Here is a 12,323-nt window from a genome sequence, read left to right as displayed (position 1 = left end):
GTGATGGGCGAGGGGCTGGTCACCTTGTCCCTGTGCGGCGACGTGATGCTGGGCCGGGGTGTGGATCAGGTCCTTCCGCATCCGGGTGACCCGGAGTTGCGGGAGGCCTATCTCCACGATGCCCGTGCCTATGTCGGCCTGGCCGAAGCGGTGAACGGACCGATTCCACGGCCGGTGGCGATGTGCTGGCCGTGGGGCGAGGCGCTTGCGGCCATGGAGGAGGCCGCGCCCGACGCTCGGATCGTCAACCTGGAGACCAGCGTCACGCGGGACGGCTCCTTCATGCCCGGCAAGGGCGTTCACTACCGCATGAACCCAGCCAACCTGCCGTGTCTCGCCGTCGCTCGCCCGGATGTCTGCGTGCTGGCCAACAACCACGTTCTGGACTTCGGCCGCACCGGACTCGAGGAGACGCTCGCCGCGTTGGCGGACGCAGGGCTGCGGACGGCGGGCGCGGGCCGGAACGCGGAGGAGGCGAGGGCGCCGGCGATCGTTCCGGTGGAGGGCGGCGGGCGCGTGCTGGTCTTCTCCTGCGGGATGTCGTCCAGCGGCATACCGCACGTGTGGGCCGCGTGTGGCCGGCGGAGCGGGGTGGCTTTCGTGGCCGGGCCGTCCGTCGCCGCGGCCACCGAGCTGACCGGCCGCCTGCAGGAGGCGAAGCGGCCGGGCGACGTCGTGGTCGTGTCGATCCACTGGGGCGCCAACTGGGGCTTCAGCGTCTCCCGTGACGAGGTCCGCTTCGCGCACGCGCTGGTCGACGGCGGCGCGGACGTGGTGCATGGGCATTCCTCGCACCATCCACGCCCGGTCGAGGTGTACCGGGGAAAACTCATCCTGTACGGGTGCGGCGACTTCGTCGACGACTACGAGGGGATCCGGGGCTACGAGCGCTACCGGGACGATCTGCGGCTGCTGTACCTGGTGACGCTTGCCGCAGCGGAGCCGGGCGCCGGCGTGCCGGTCGGCGTGCGCATGGTGCCCTTCCAGGCGCGGCGGATGCGACTGGAGCGCGCTTCGGCCGAGGACGCCGAGTGGCTGCGGGCCACTGTGGACAGGGCCGGCCGCCGCTTCGGCTCACGGGTCGACCGCGGTCCGGACGACATCCTCACCGTCCGGCCATCGCGCGACGGCCGACAGCGAACGTGACAAAAGCGACTGCTCCGGGCGTGCGCGCTGCCGCCGCGCATGCCCGGCCTCGCAAACTCATCGTGGCGGTGGGCCGACCCGAGTGCTCGTACGTGTCGGAGGGTGGCGGATTGCCGCCGATGGTTTGAAAGCAGCGAGCCCCGGCTACCCCTCGATCGTCGGGGTCATCGTCCTATACGTGGACGTGCGGGAAGGGCGGGAAATCGCGCTCACGGACCGTCGGCGGTCTCCGACGCCGTGCGCCGAAGCACACTCTTGAGGAGGCCGGTATGGGACGCGCCACTGCTGACGCGTACGCCGCCCCGTCCACCCCGCTGTCAGGCACAGAGCCCACGACGGGCGTGGCGCTCGTGACGGGAGCCTCATCGGGTATCGGGGCGTCTGTGGCCCGCTCCCTGGCGAAGGAGGGGTGGACCCTTCTGGTGTCAGGACGCGACCGTGCCCGGCTGGACACGGTGGCGCGAGAGACGTCGGGTGTCGCGATTCCCTGCGACCTCGCCGACTCCGACGGCCCCCGGCAACTGGTCGACCAGGCTCTGCGGCACGTGCCGGGCATCGACCTGCTCGTCGCCGCGGCCGGAGTGGGCTGGGCCGGGCCCTTCACCTCGATGCCGAACAGCGAGGTGGACCGCGTGCTCACCGTGGACCTGACTTCGGTGGTGCATCTGGTCAGGCAGATCCTGCCCCACATGGTTGCGCGGGGCCGAGGCCGACTGGTGCTGATCGGATCCGTCGCGGGTTGCGTCGGTGTTCGGGAGGAGGCGGTGTACTCCGGGGCGAAGGCGGGCCTCGGGGCGTTCGCCGATGCGCTGCGGTACGAGTTGGACGGCACCGGCGTGCGGCTGACACACGTCGTGCCGGGCGCGGTGGACACTTCCTTCTTCGAGCGGAGAGGCGTGCCCTACCGACGAACTCACCCGCGGCCGATCGCCCCCGAAAGGGTGGCTGCCGAGGTCGTTGCGGCGATCCACCGGGAACGGCACGAGGTGTTCGTACCCGGCTGGCTACGGGTGCCCACCGGGATGCGCGTCCTCGCGCCCTCTTTGTACCGGAGGCTGGCGGCTCGCTTCGGCTGAGGGGGTGGCCGTCAACGGCGCAGCCGCGCCGGACGGGTGGACGCTTCCGAGCGGGAAGTCCGAGCGGGAAGGGAGACGCACATGCGGGGTGGAGGCGAACGGGGCCGGTTGCCCGCCGCGGGCGTGGCCGCCCTCCCGGCGCTCGCCGCCGCAGCTCACATCGTTTCCGCCGCGAGCTGGCTGGCGGGCCCGCGGCGGGCCTGGCTGCCGGCCCTGTCCGGTGTCGGCAGCCCCGACCACGTGGCCCTCACCTTCGACGACGGGCCCGATCCCCGCTCGACCCCCGCTTTCCTGGCCGCACTCGACGAACTGGGGGTCCGTGCCACGTTCTTCCTCGTGGGCGAGCAGGTCGTGTGCCACCGTCGGCTGAGCGACGACATCGCCCGCGGTGGTCACGAACTGGCGGTCCACGGCTGGACGCACAACCGCCCCTGGCGGCCGGCGCCGGTCAGGGAGACCCGCAGGCTGGCGCGCGCCGCGCTTGCGGTGGCGGAGGTGTCCGGTGGCGCCCCCACCTGGTACCGGCCTCCGTACGGCATCCTGACCGGCGATCGGCTGCTGGCCGCGCGACGCACCGGTCTGCGCCCCGTCCTGTGGACGGCTTGGGGCCGCGACTGGACGGCTCACGCCACAGCGGAGTCCGTGGCGGCGACCGTCCTGCCGGACCTGCGGGGCGGCGGCACGGTGCTGCTGCACGACACCGATCTCCACGCGACGCCGGGCTGCTGGCGGGCGGCGCTGGCCGCCCTGCCCCTGCTGGTGGGTGCGTGCCGCTCGGCCGGCCTGACAGTCGGGCCACTCGGTGAGCACGGCGTCGCGAGCCGGGCGGCAGGGGCACGCGGCGTCCGCGCCGTTGCGGCAGGTGTCACAAGCAGGTGGTCGGGCGTCGGCCTCCCCTGATCCGGCACAGGGTGGCGAGCAGCCGGGGGGCTCAACCGCCCGGTATCGCCGTCACACCGTCAGATTCTGCTTCCGGCAGCCAGTTGTTCCAGGGGACCTACCACATCGCCCTGGAAGAGACGGCGGTCGGCGGCGGGAAGGTGGCAGGGTGCCGGGCCGCCCGACGTGAGGCGGTCCAGGCACTGCACCAGCTGCCACGAGCCGGTCGCGTGATCGGTCAGACCGAGCGACGCCATCCGGCGTACGCCGTCGGCGCCGTGGCCGGGAATGGGACGGTACCCGACGACCGGGACGCCGACGGCGAGCGCTTCGAGCGCCGTCTGGCCCGCGGCGTTGTCGATCAGCGCGGAGCAGGCCGAGATCAGGCCCGGCATGTCGTCCACCCAGCCCAGGGCGAGGGTTCCCGGCACCTTCGACATCCGGCGGTGCAGACGCTCGTTCCTCCCGCACAGGGTGACCGGCAGGTAGCCGGCGCCGGACAACAGCCGGGCCGTCGCACCGAGCCGGCTTCCCACGCCCCAGGCGCCCGCGGACAGGAGGACGGGCGTCCGCCCGTCCTCGGCCGTGAGCCGTTGCCGCCAGTACGACTCACCGGCTGGGTGCGGCCCGAAGCGGCCGGGCAGAAGCGGACCGCACGCGAGTGCCGGCCGTCCCGAACGATGCCGCACTTCGCGGGCGATCTCCGGGGTGAGGCACAGGTTGAGGTCGTTCCCGGGGTGCAGCCACTGCCGGTGGACGGCGAAGTCGGTGACGACCACGGCACTCGGCACCGGTAGCCGCCCGCGTGCCCGCATTCGGCCGGTCAGCTGGGCGGCGAGGTGGAAGACGGAGACGACCGCGTCGGCGCGCCCGTCCGACACCTCCGCACGCAGTCGGTCCTCGGCGAGCGCCGCGAGTGGCGCGCTGCCCGGCCGCAGGCCAGGACCGTCGCGGAAGAAGGCGGCGTAGATTCCCGCATACAGCAGGGGGACATGCCGCACTGTCTGGGAGTAGAAGCCGCGCAGTCCGGCCCCGATGGCTCCGGGCAGCATCTTCAGCACGTCCACGCGTACTGCCTCGTGTCCGGCGGCACGCAGGCGCCGGGCCAGTTCGTCGGCCACCGCGTCATGCCCCGATCCCATGCTCGCGCTGACCACCAGCAGACGGCTCACAGCGGGCGCTGCAACGGCACGGTGGAACTCCGCGCGACCATGGCGGTGCGTGGCATCGGACAAGGAGCCGGGAGGCACGGGCAGCGGCACGTATGCGCCATGATCACCTCGCATCGAGCGGTGAGCAACAGGTATCCCCGGCACCGGCCGCCAAACCGGCATCGGCCGAGATCCGCCCGTATGCGCGGCCGCTACGGCAATGTTTATCCGTGTGTACGGCGGATACGTCTGTGTTCGCTCCACCCCCCACGGCCCGTCCACCCAGTCCACGGTGGTGCCGGTCGGGCCTTCCCGTGAACGACAGGCATCCGCATGCACGTGCTCACCGTCGCCATGGCCTTGTTGTCCGCACTGTCCAACGCGGCGGCGTCGGTCCTGCAGCGCCGGGCCGCTGTCGAGCCGGACGGGGTCTCCGGCCGCGGTGTGAAAGCGGCGGCGGCCCGTCTCGCGGGGCTCCTGAGTCAGCCGTACTGGTGGGGCGGCGCGGTGGCCTTGATCCTTTCCGCGGTCTTCCAGGTCATCGCTCTGGACGCCGGACAACTGGCCGTGGTGCAGCCCCTGCTGGCCAGCGAACTGCTGTTCACGCTGCTCATCGGCGCGGCAGTGTTCCGCCACCGGCCCGGCGCCGGGACATGGCGGTCCTTCGTCATGCTCGCCGGCGGGCTGGCGCTCTTCCTGCTCAGCGCTTCCCCGTCGCCCGGCGGTGACCAGGCCGGCGACTTGCGCTGGCTCACCGTCGGGGGCGGGTCGGCGTGTTGTGTCGCCCTCCTCCTGTCAGCCGCACTGCGCATGCGTGGCCCCCTGCAGGCCGCCACGCTCGGTACCGCGACCGCCGCCTGCTTCGCGGTCACCGCCGCGCTCATCAAGGAAGTGACCGGACGCTTCTCGGAGGGGCCCACAGCGGTCCTCACCACCTGGCACACCTACGCCGGCGCCGCCACCGGCCTGCTGAGCGTGCTGCTGCTGCAGTGGACCTTGCGGGCCGGGACCCTCTCCGCCTCCCAACCCGCCCTGACATTGGGGGATGCCCTCATCAGCGTCTGCCTGGGCGGCCTGCTGTTCGGGGAGAACATCGCGCTGGGCTGGCGCTTGCTGCCCATGGCCGTGGGCGTCGGCCTCATGGCCACGGGCATCGTGGGCCTGACCCGATCGCCCGTCGTGGCCGAGGCCGGCAGCTGGGACGAGGCGGATGCGGATCCACAGGATGTCCGGCGTGATGCGTGACCCGCGAAAGGAGTTCGGTGCCCAACCCTCTCCGCGGACTCCGGTGACGGCGTGTCACCCGCGTCCGGAACGGCCTGCCTCGGCCCTCCGTCTGCTCGATACCCCGATCTCTCGGGGTATCGGCTCCGCTTGGTGCTTCCCGCCCGGGGTACCCGCAGTCGACGAGCCAATCGCACGGAAAGGGCGAGAATCAATGGGCTTGGGTGGCTGCATCATCCTCATGGCTGTAGGTGCCATTCTCACGTTCGCCACGGATTGGCACGTGAAGGGGGCCAATCTTGATGTGATCGGCGTGATTCTGATGGCGGTCGGGCTGATCGGCACCGTCGTCTTCGCGAACATCGCGCGCCGCTACCGGGTGATGGTCCCGCCGACCGCCCCGGTCGTCGACGAGCGGGAGATCCGCCGTACCCGCGAATGACCGAGGGCCGGGGGAGGAACCCCTCAGACGTGTCGAGGAACAGAGAGAACGGGGACGGCAGTTGCGCGCGGACGCGGCACGCGTGGCCCGGATGCCCGCCGGCGCGGCGATGTCCATCACGGCACATCTCGGCCGAACTTGTCAGCCCCTCAGCGGCCGGGGTCCGTGGTGTCACACCTTCGGCAGACGGTGCGACACCCGGTGCCCACGGCTCGGGCCGGTTCCGTACCGTTTCGCCTTCGGAGCTTCCGTGATGTCGAGGAACATCTGGTCGGCCTGCGGCCACTGCTCGGTGAGCTGTCGCCTGATACGCAGGCACGCCGGCTCGACCCGCTCGCTGTCGATACCCGGTGCGAGGTCGACTCGGGCGGCCACGAGCACGGAGCCCAGACCGAGCCGCATCGTGAGCAGGGACGCGATATTGTCGATCTCCTCCTGCGAGGCGAGGAAGGACCTGATCCGGTCGCTGAGGTCCGGGCCCACGGCCTCGCCGATCAGCCGGTCCCTCGCCTCCCGGGACAGCCGGTACGCCACGTACACGAGCAGGAGACCTATGCCCAAGGACGCGGCGGCCTCCCACACCACCTGCCCCGTCACCAGGTGCAGGATCATCCCGGCGGCGGCGGCGAGCACGACGCCGAGCACCGCGAGCCCGGCCACATAGCCGTCGTGCGACTCCTGGGCGCCCGAACGCAGGGCGTGCAGCCCTTGGTACACGGAGAAACAGCCGCCCGTGACGAAGATCCCCACTGCGGCCGGCAGCGCCCAGAAGTAACGCTCCTTGCCGTACCCGAAAGGGTGACGGCGGTCCGCCGGGCGTCGGCTGCGCCGCAGCGCAATCAGCAGGAACACCTCGTTGAGACTGTCCGCGACCGAGTGCGCGGCCTCGGACAGCAGTGCGGGGGAGGCGGCCAGGAGCCCCGCGGCAGCCTTCGCGGCAGCGATCACCACATTGGCGCCGAGCGCGACCAGGACCGTCACCCGTGTCCGGCCGTCCCGCTCCCGGCCGCCCTGTCCCGTCGTCTGCGGTGTCACGCCGTACCGTCCCGTCCTGAGGTTCGTCGCGCCGGACGGGTACCCCGCGCCTGGTGCCGGTTCCACAGGACACCCGGGCGGCGGCGGTTCGTCGGCAGGCGACGCGCCCACCGCCGACGACACGCCGCCCCGGCGCCGTACGGCGTCGATCGCCTCTGCTGCGCCCTCGCTGCGACGGCGCCGCAGCGATGGGACCTGCCTATCGGTTCGGCTCCGCGAAACTGATGTCGGCGAGCGCGGAGTGCGGATCCCGGTCGATGGCCAGGTCGCCCAGGCTGACCGTCCCGACCACCTCGTCACCCTCGATGACCGGCAGTCGTCGCAAGGCGTGTTCACGCATGAGCCGCACCGCGTCGTCGACGGCATCTTGCGGCGAGCAGGTGACGAGGTCCCTGCTGCACACCTGTCCGACGGTCGTCAACGTGGGGCTGCGCTGGTCCGCGAGGGCCCGGATCACCAGATCACGGTCGGTGACCACGCCGCGGAGGTGGCCGGACTCTGTGACGATGACGTCACCGATGCCCCGCTCCCGCATGAGCTGCGCCGCCTCGATTATGGGCGCCTGTTCCGTCACCGTCACCGGATCCGGCGTCATGATCTCCCGAATCTGCCGAGTCATGTCCACCACCCACCAGTGTGCTGCGCTACGAGCGCGTACGAAGTACTCGGGTGTCCCCGGGTACCCGGGGACACCCCCGCGAACCGGGACGCGAAAGGGCCGCCGGGCTCCGGCGGACGACGAGCGCCGCCGGTCAGGTCGTCGCTGATCACCAGAGCGGTGAAGGCTCCCGCCGGCACGATGGGGAGCGGCCCGAGGAACCGTTTCTGCTGCGCTTCGTCCCCAAAGGGTTGAACGGGTCCGTTCCTGCTCACCCGGACAGCATGACTCGGTCCAACGACGAGGTCGCGGCGCTGTTCCAGGAGTACGCGGACCTGATATCGATCACCGGCGGAGACGCGTACAAGGCGCGCGTCTACGAGAAGGCCGCCCGTGCGATCGGCGGCTACCACGCCGATGTGTCCACGCTCGATGCCAAGGGGCTGCAGGAGATCCCCGGGGTCGGCAAGTCGATCGCGGAGAAGGTCGCCGAGTACTTCCGCACCGGCAGTGTGTCCGCGGTCGACGAGGTGCGCACGAAGATTCCGGCCGGCGTCCGGCGGCTGACCGCCATCCCCACGCTCGGTCCCAAGAAGGCGTTGGCCGTCTATGAAGAACTGGGCATCTCCTCGGTCGACGAGCTGGTCGACGCGATCCACGCCGAGAAACTGCGCGACCTGAAGGGTTTCGGGCCCAGGACGGAGGAGAACATCCTGCACGGCGTCGAACTCCTGCAGTCCTCCGGCGACCGTGTCCTGCTCGACGTGGCCATGGACCTGGCCGACGACATCGTCGGGCAACTGTCCCGCGTGACCGGTTGCCGTCGCTGCACCTACGCCGGGTCGCTGCGCCGTGTACGCGAGACGGTCGGTGACATCGACGTCCTTGCCGCAGCCCAGAAGTCGGGGCGGCTGATGGATGCCTTCACCGAGCTGCCCTATGTCGCGGAGGTCATCGCGCACGGCCGGGCGAAGACCTCGGTACGCACCGTCAAGGGGCTGGCCGTCGATCTGCGTGTCGTACCGCCCGATTCCTGGGGCGCGGCGCAGCAGTACTTCACCGGCTCGAAGGCACACAACATCCGCACGCGGGAGCTGGCCGTGCGCGAGGGGCTGAAGCTGTCCGAGTACGGCCTGTTCGACGTCGAAAGCGGGGAGAAGATCGTCTCCGAGACCGAGGAGGAGGTGTACGCCCGGCTCGGGTTGCCGTGGATCGCGCCGCCCCTGCGGGAGGACCGCGGAGAGATCGAGGCCGGACTGCGCGACGAGCTGCCCGACCTGGTAGGGGAGTCCGACCTACGGGGTGACCTGCACACCCACACCGACCTGACCGACGGCCTCGCGCCGCTGGAGGAGATGGCGCAGGCGGCAGCCGAGCGCGGCTACGCCTATTACGCGATCACCGACCACGGGCCGAATCTGTACATGCAGCAGATGACCGAGGAACGGATACTCGCCCAGCGTGAGCAGGTACGGGAACTCGACGGCACGTACCACAAGCGGGGCGGACGGCGGGGCATGCGGTTGCTGCACGGTGTGGAGCTGAACATCGACCCGGACGGCGACGTCGACTGGCCCGAGGAGTTCCTGGCCGGCTTCGATGTGTGCGTCGCCTCGGTGCACTCGCACTTCAACCAGACCCGCGGGGCGCTGACCCGGCGGATCGTGCGGGCCTGCGAGAACCCGTGCGTCAACATCATCGGCCACCCCACCACCCGTCTCATCGGCAAGCGGCCGCCCCTCGACGTCGACCTCGACGAGGTATTCGCAGCATGCGCGCGCACTGGTACGGCCCTGGAGATCAACGCCCACCCCGACCGGCTGGACCTGCGCGACGAGGACATCCTGCGGGCCCGGCGGTACGGGGCGAAGTTCGCCGTCGACAGCGACGCTCATTCCGTCCTCCACCTGGCCAACATGCGCTACGGCGTGGGTACGGCGCAGCGCGGCTGGCTCACCAAGGACGACGTGATCAACACGTGGCCGGAAACCCGCCTGCGGCATTTCCTGGACAAGGGGCGGACGGGGCGCACGTCCCGCCCCTGACCGGAGGCACGTGGTCGTCGTGCCGAGCCCAGGTGTGGCGGTCGTACGGCAGACTCGAACTCGAATTCCGTCCTTCGCCTCGACGAGCGCGAGTTCTTCCTCACCTGTCACCAGGCCGCTCCCGCACCACCGTCTCCGCGGGTTTGTCGGTGCGCAGCCCGAGGAACCGCGGGTGGCGCAGCTTCCCGTCGCCCGTCCACTTCGTGAACCCGATCTCGGCCACGAGCTGCGGCTGCGTCCAGTGGGCGCCGCGCTCGCGGGGGCCGTTCGCGAACGGGGGGTGGCTGCGTTCCAGACGGTCCAACCGTGCGCGCAGCCCTTCAAGACTCCTGCGGTCGTAGCCGGTACCGGCCTTGCCCGCGTACACGAGCCGTCCTGCGTCGTAGTAGCCGACCAGCAACGCGCCGAAGCCGGTGCGGCTGCCTGCGGGATCGGTGAATCCGCCGATCACCGGTTCCTGGCGCCGGCCGCACTTGAACTTCAGCCGGTTCCTCGAGCGGCGCCGCTCGTAACGGCTGTCCGCGCGCTTGGCGATGAGCCCTTCCCACCCCCGCTCGCACGCCTGACGGAAGTACGCCTCGCCGTCGGCATTGCGGTGCGGAGTGAAACGCAGCGGTGAGGAGAAGTCCGGAGCGCGTCGCAGCAGGGCCTTACGGGTGCGCAGCGGGAGCCCGGTGACGTCGTGTCCCGCCAGGTACAGCACGTCGGACACGTAGTACGTCACGGCCACCTGGCTGGCCCGCGCCCGGTCCGCGTCATGAATGCCGATGCGCTGCTGGAGCCGCGCGAAGCTGGTCCGGGTGCCCTCGAAGGCCACCATCTCGCCGTCCACGACGAAGTCGTGGCACCCCTGCCGATCGAGTGCCTCCGTGATCTCGGGATCGGTGTCGGAGAGGGACTGGCCGCTGCGGGACAGCAGGCCCGTGCGGGATCCGTCGTGGAATCCCAGACACCGTTCCCCGTCGAGCTTGCGCTCGAATATCCACGCGGCGTCGGAGAAGTAATGCTCCGTCAGTGTGGCGAGCATCGGCTGGGCCGTTCGGGCCGAGGCGCTCGCCGCAACGCGGCCCGCTCGTCGGTCGGCACACGGCCGAGCAGATCCGTCGCGGCCGGGGAGACAGGCATCCGGTCCACCCTTTCTTGACGGGAGGGGCGTGATCAGGCCCGGAACGGATCGAGTACCGCAGAACTCCGCCAGGCCACCCAAAACCGCATGTTCATCTCGGCGCCGTTGAAAATATGCCCGAGGGCCTCCCGTGGTGCAGAAAAGATCTGGATTGTCAGATTTCAGACACCCGTATCCGAGTACAGAAAGTCAGCCAACATGGCCGAGATACTGGCAGCCGTAGCCACGAAGATCGCCGTTGCGCTCGTCGAGGCGATCGTTCTGCGCCTCGTGTGGCAGCTGTGGTCCGCTTGTTCGCAGTCGTTGCGTACGGCCTTCGCGCCGGTCGCCTCCTAAGCTCCGGGCGCCCGGCAGCGCTCACGCCACCGCGCGCCATCGGGGTGTGGCCTACCTGCCTCCGGGCACTCGAGGCCGCTTTTCCTGCCCTTCGTGCGTCTCCTTCTGCTGCCTCCGTCCGCTGCGCACCAGCCAGGTGGCTCCGCCGACGGCAAGGGCGACCGGCCACTCCAGCGCCCCTGCCACGGCCAGTGCTCCGAGGCCTCCGTAGAAAACGAGGTCCTTGGCGGCGGGTGTCCCGGGTAGCCGTGCCGTCGCCGCTCGGGCCGTGTTCGTCATCTCTTCCTTGGTGAGGTACGGAATCGGGACCGGAGGATGCAGTGTGCGCATGTGCAGGTGCATGCCTGCGCCATCGCCCGCCTGAGCTTCCTGCCGGGTTCTCTCCGTTGTCCTGGCCATCCCCCTCCTCCTTCCTTCGTCGGAGTCGGTGTGGTGTGCCTCTTCAATTCTCGCGCGCCGGTGGCATGCACGCATGGAAAGTGTTGCCCTGCAAACCCGGGATTCCTGCCTGATCGCGCACGCGGAGTGAGGGTGGTCCCAGGGAGCTGGTGATGCGCTGTGACACTGCCGGGAAGGGGACTGCTGCGGGCCGCGGTCTCCTGCGCGGCCGGTGTGCGACGGAACGAGGCCCAGGCCCGCGTTCGGGTCTTCGGGCACCGCGCGCACATCGCCGTACGGGGTCTGTGCCCCGGTGACCTCCCGGAGTCCTCTGCGGAGAAGCCGGCCGGGGACGTCGAGCAGCGCTTGACCGCCGTGCCGGCGGTCGAGTGGGCGGTGGTCAACACCGTGCTCGGTCACGCCGTCGTCGGCACCGAGGCCGGGTGCGAGACCACAGCGGTGGTGGACGCCTTGACCGAGGCGGTCGAAGCCGTGGAGGAGGCCCATGGCATCACACACCCGCTGCCCGAGCATCCGGCGTCGGGCGGGCAGGTCCGTCGTTCCGCCGCGGCCGCGGCCCTCCACGTGGCGGCTGCACCCGTGGCGGCCCTGGCCGGTCTGACGGGCCGTACCCCCGTCCCCGCACGCCTCGCGGCGCTGGCCCCGCTCGTCGACACCCATCCGCGGCTGCGGCGTCTCGTGGAGCGGGCGGTCGGCGCCGACAACGCCGGACTGCTCCTGGCCTCGCTCACCGCGTTCGGCCAGGCGGGCTCCGGCGGTCTCGCCGGGGCTTGAGTGGACACGCTGCGGCACGCCCTGCGCGCGATGGAGGCCGCTGCCGAGACCACCGCCTGGGCCGCGGCCGAGCCGCGTCTGGCCGGCCGCGC

General features: G+C 70.9%; 13 protein-coding genes. 8 read left to right on the top strand and 5 right to left on the bottom strand.

The window, feature by feature from the left end; all coding sequences use genetic code 11:
- Nucleotides 1-3: 3 nt before the first annotated feature.
- From IEZ19_RS00285 to IEZ19_RS00275, 3 genes are all read left to right on the top strand, one after another.
- Complete coding sequence (locus IEZ19_RS00285) at nt 4-1,146, top strand: CapA family protein (protein WP_189308895.1); 1,143 nt, start codon at nt 4-6, stop codon at nt 1,144-1,146.
- 269 nt (nt 1,147-1,415) lie between these two features.
- A complete protein-coding gene (locus IEZ19_RS00280) occupies nt 1,416-2,222 on the top strand; it encodes an SDR family NAD(P)-dependent oxidoreductase (protein ID WP_189308894.1) in 807 nt (268 codons plus the stop codon).
- 81 nt (nt 2,223-2,303) lie between these two features.
- Nucleotides 2,304-3,122 carry a polysaccharide deacetylase family protein gene (locus IEZ19_RS00275; RefSeq protein ID WP_189308893.1) on the top strand — a complete coding sequence of 273 codons (819 nt, stop codon included), beginning with the start codon at nt 2,304-2,306 and terminating at the stop codon, nt 3,120-3,122.
- A gap of 59 nt (nt 3,123-3,181) precedes the next feature.
- On the opposite strand, the gene IEZ19_RS00270 is transcribed toward IEZ19_RS00275, so the two are convergent.
- Nucleotides 3,182-4,243, bottom strand: coding sequence for an MGDG synthase family glycosyltransferase (locus IEZ19_RS00270; RefSeq protein WP_189309461.1), 1,062 nt, complete (start codon nt 4,241-4,243; stop codon nt 3,182-3,184).
- A gap of 342 nt (nt 4,244-4,585) precedes the next feature.
- On the opposite strand from IEZ19_RS00270, the gene IEZ19_RS00265 reads away from it, so the two are divergent.
- Entirely contained in the window at nt 4,586-5,497 is a 912-nt protein-coding gene (locus tag IEZ19_RS00265; RefSeq protein WP_189308892.1) for a DMT family transporter, read from the top strand.
- Nucleotides 5,498-5,690: 193 nt separating this feature from the next.
- Nucleotides 5,691-5,918: a DUF6458 family protein gene (locus IEZ19_RS00260; protein ID WP_189308891.1), complete on the top strand. Its 228-nt coding sequence runs from the start codon at nt 5,691-5,693 to the stop codon at nt 5,916-5,918.
- 171 nt (nt 5,919-6,089) lie between these two features.
- On the opposite strand, the gene IEZ19_RS00255 is transcribed toward IEZ19_RS00260, so the two are convergent.
- Nucleotides 6,090-6,953 (bottom strand): cation diffusion facilitator family transporter, encoded by an 864-nt coding sequence (locus tag IEZ19_RS00255; protein WP_229839830.1) that lies wholly within the window; start codon nt 6,951-6,953, stop codon nt 6,090-6,092.
- Between the two features lie 199 nt (nt 6,954-7,152).
- Entirely contained in the window at nt 7,153-7,572 is a 420-nt protein-coding gene (locus IEZ19_RS00250) for a CBS domain-containing protein (protein ID WP_189308890.1), read from the bottom strand.
- A gap of 263 nt (nt 7,573-7,835) precedes the next feature.
- On the opposite strand from IEZ19_RS00250, the gene polX reads away from it, so the two are divergent.
- Complete coding sequence (gene polX, locus IEZ19_RS00245; RefSeq protein WP_189308889.1) at nt 7,836-9,596, top strand: DNA polymerase/3'-5' exonuclease PolX; 1,761 nt, start codon at nt 7,836-7,838, stop codon at nt 9,594-9,596.
- Nucleotides 9,597-9,696: 100 nt separating this feature from the next.
- Here the strand turns inward: polX and ligD are convergent, their stop codons facing one another.
- Nucleotides 9,697-10,623, bottom strand: coding sequence for a non-homologous end-joining DNA ligase (gene ligD / locus IEZ19_RS00240; RefSeq protein ID WP_189308888.1), 927 nt, complete (start codon nt 10,621-10,623; stop codon nt 9,697-9,699).
- Between the two features lie 297 nt (nt 10,624-10,920).
- Between ligD and IEZ19_RS00235 the strand changes: the two genes are divergently transcribed.
- A complete protein-coding gene (locus tag IEZ19_RS00235) occupies nt 10,921-11,058 on the top strand; it encodes a hypothetical protein (protein WP_189308887.1) in 138 nt (45 codons plus the stop codon).
- A gap of 51 nt (nt 11,059-11,109) precedes the next feature.
- Here IEZ19_RS00235 and IEZ19_RS00230 read toward each other — a convergent pair whose 3' ends face one another.
- Complete coding sequence (locus IEZ19_RS00230; RefSeq protein ID WP_189308886.1) at nt 11,110-11,457, bottom strand: hypothetical protein; 348 nt, start codon at nt 11,455-11,457, stop codon at nt 11,110-11,112.
- Between the two features lie 159 nt (nt 11,458-11,616).
- Between IEZ19_RS00230 and IEZ19_RS00225 the strand changes: the two genes are divergently transcribed.
- Nucleotides 11,617-12,231, top strand: coding sequence for a hypothetical protein (locus tag IEZ19_RS00225; RefSeq protein WP_189308885.1), 615 nt, complete (start codon nt 11,617-11,619; stop codon nt 12,229-12,231).
- The last annotated feature ends 92 nt before the right edge of the window (nt 12,232-12,323 follow it).

Source organism: Streptomyces brasiliensis (assembly GCF_014647875.1).
Classification (GTDB): Bacteria; Actinomycetota; Actinomycetes; order Streptomycetales; family Streptomycetaceae; genus Streptomyces; species Streptomyces brasiliensis.
This window is presented reverse-complemented; position numbering and strand designations above follow the sequence as displayed.

Bases quoted from the DNA above. Each gene is read 5' to 3' on its own strand.
- IEZ19_RS00280 (WP_189308894.1), top strand. From the start codon at position 1,416: ATGGGACGCGCCACTGCTGACGCGTACGCCGCCCCGTCCACCCCGCTG.
- IEZ19_RS00265 (WP_189308892.1), top strand. From the start codon at position 4,586: ATGCACGTGCTCACCGTCGCCATGGCCTTGTTGTCCGCACTGTCCAAC.
- IEZ19_RS00230 (WP_189308886.1), bottom strand. From the start codon at position 11,457: ATGGCCAGGACAACGGAGAGAACCCGGCAGGAAGCTCAGGCGGGCGAT.
- IEZ19_RS00270 (WP_189309461.1), bottom strand. From the start codon at position 4,243: ATGGGATCGGGGCATGACGCGGTGGCCGACGAACTGGCCCGGCGCCTG.
- IEZ19_RS00275 (WP_189308893.1), top strand. From the start codon at position 2,304: ATGCGGGGTGGAGGCGAACGGGGCCGGTTGCCCGCCGCGGGCGTGGCC.
- IEZ19_RS00250 (WP_189308890.1), bottom strand. From the start codon at position 7,572: ATGACTCGGCAGATTCGGGAGATCATGACGCCGGATCCGGTGACGGTG.
- IEZ19_RS00260 (WP_189308891.1), top strand. From the start codon at position 5,691: ATGGGCTTGGGTGGCTGCATCATCCTCATGGCTGTAGGTGCCATTCTC.
- IEZ19_RS00235 (WP_189308887.1), top strand. From the start codon at position 10,921: ATGGCCGAGATACTGGCAGCCGTAGCCACGAAGATCGCCGTTGCGCTC.
- polX (WP_189308889.1), top strand. From the start codon at position 7,836: ATGACTCGGTCCAACGACGAGGTCGCGGCGCTGTTCCAGGAGTACGCG.
- ligD (WP_189308888.1), bottom strand. From the start codon at position 10,623: ATGCTCGCCACACTGACGGAGCATTACTTCTCCGACGCCGCGTGGATA.
- IEZ19_RS00285 (WP_189308895.1), top strand. From the start codon at position 4: ATGGGCGAGGGGCTGGTCACCTTGTCCCTGTGCGGCGACGTGATGCTG.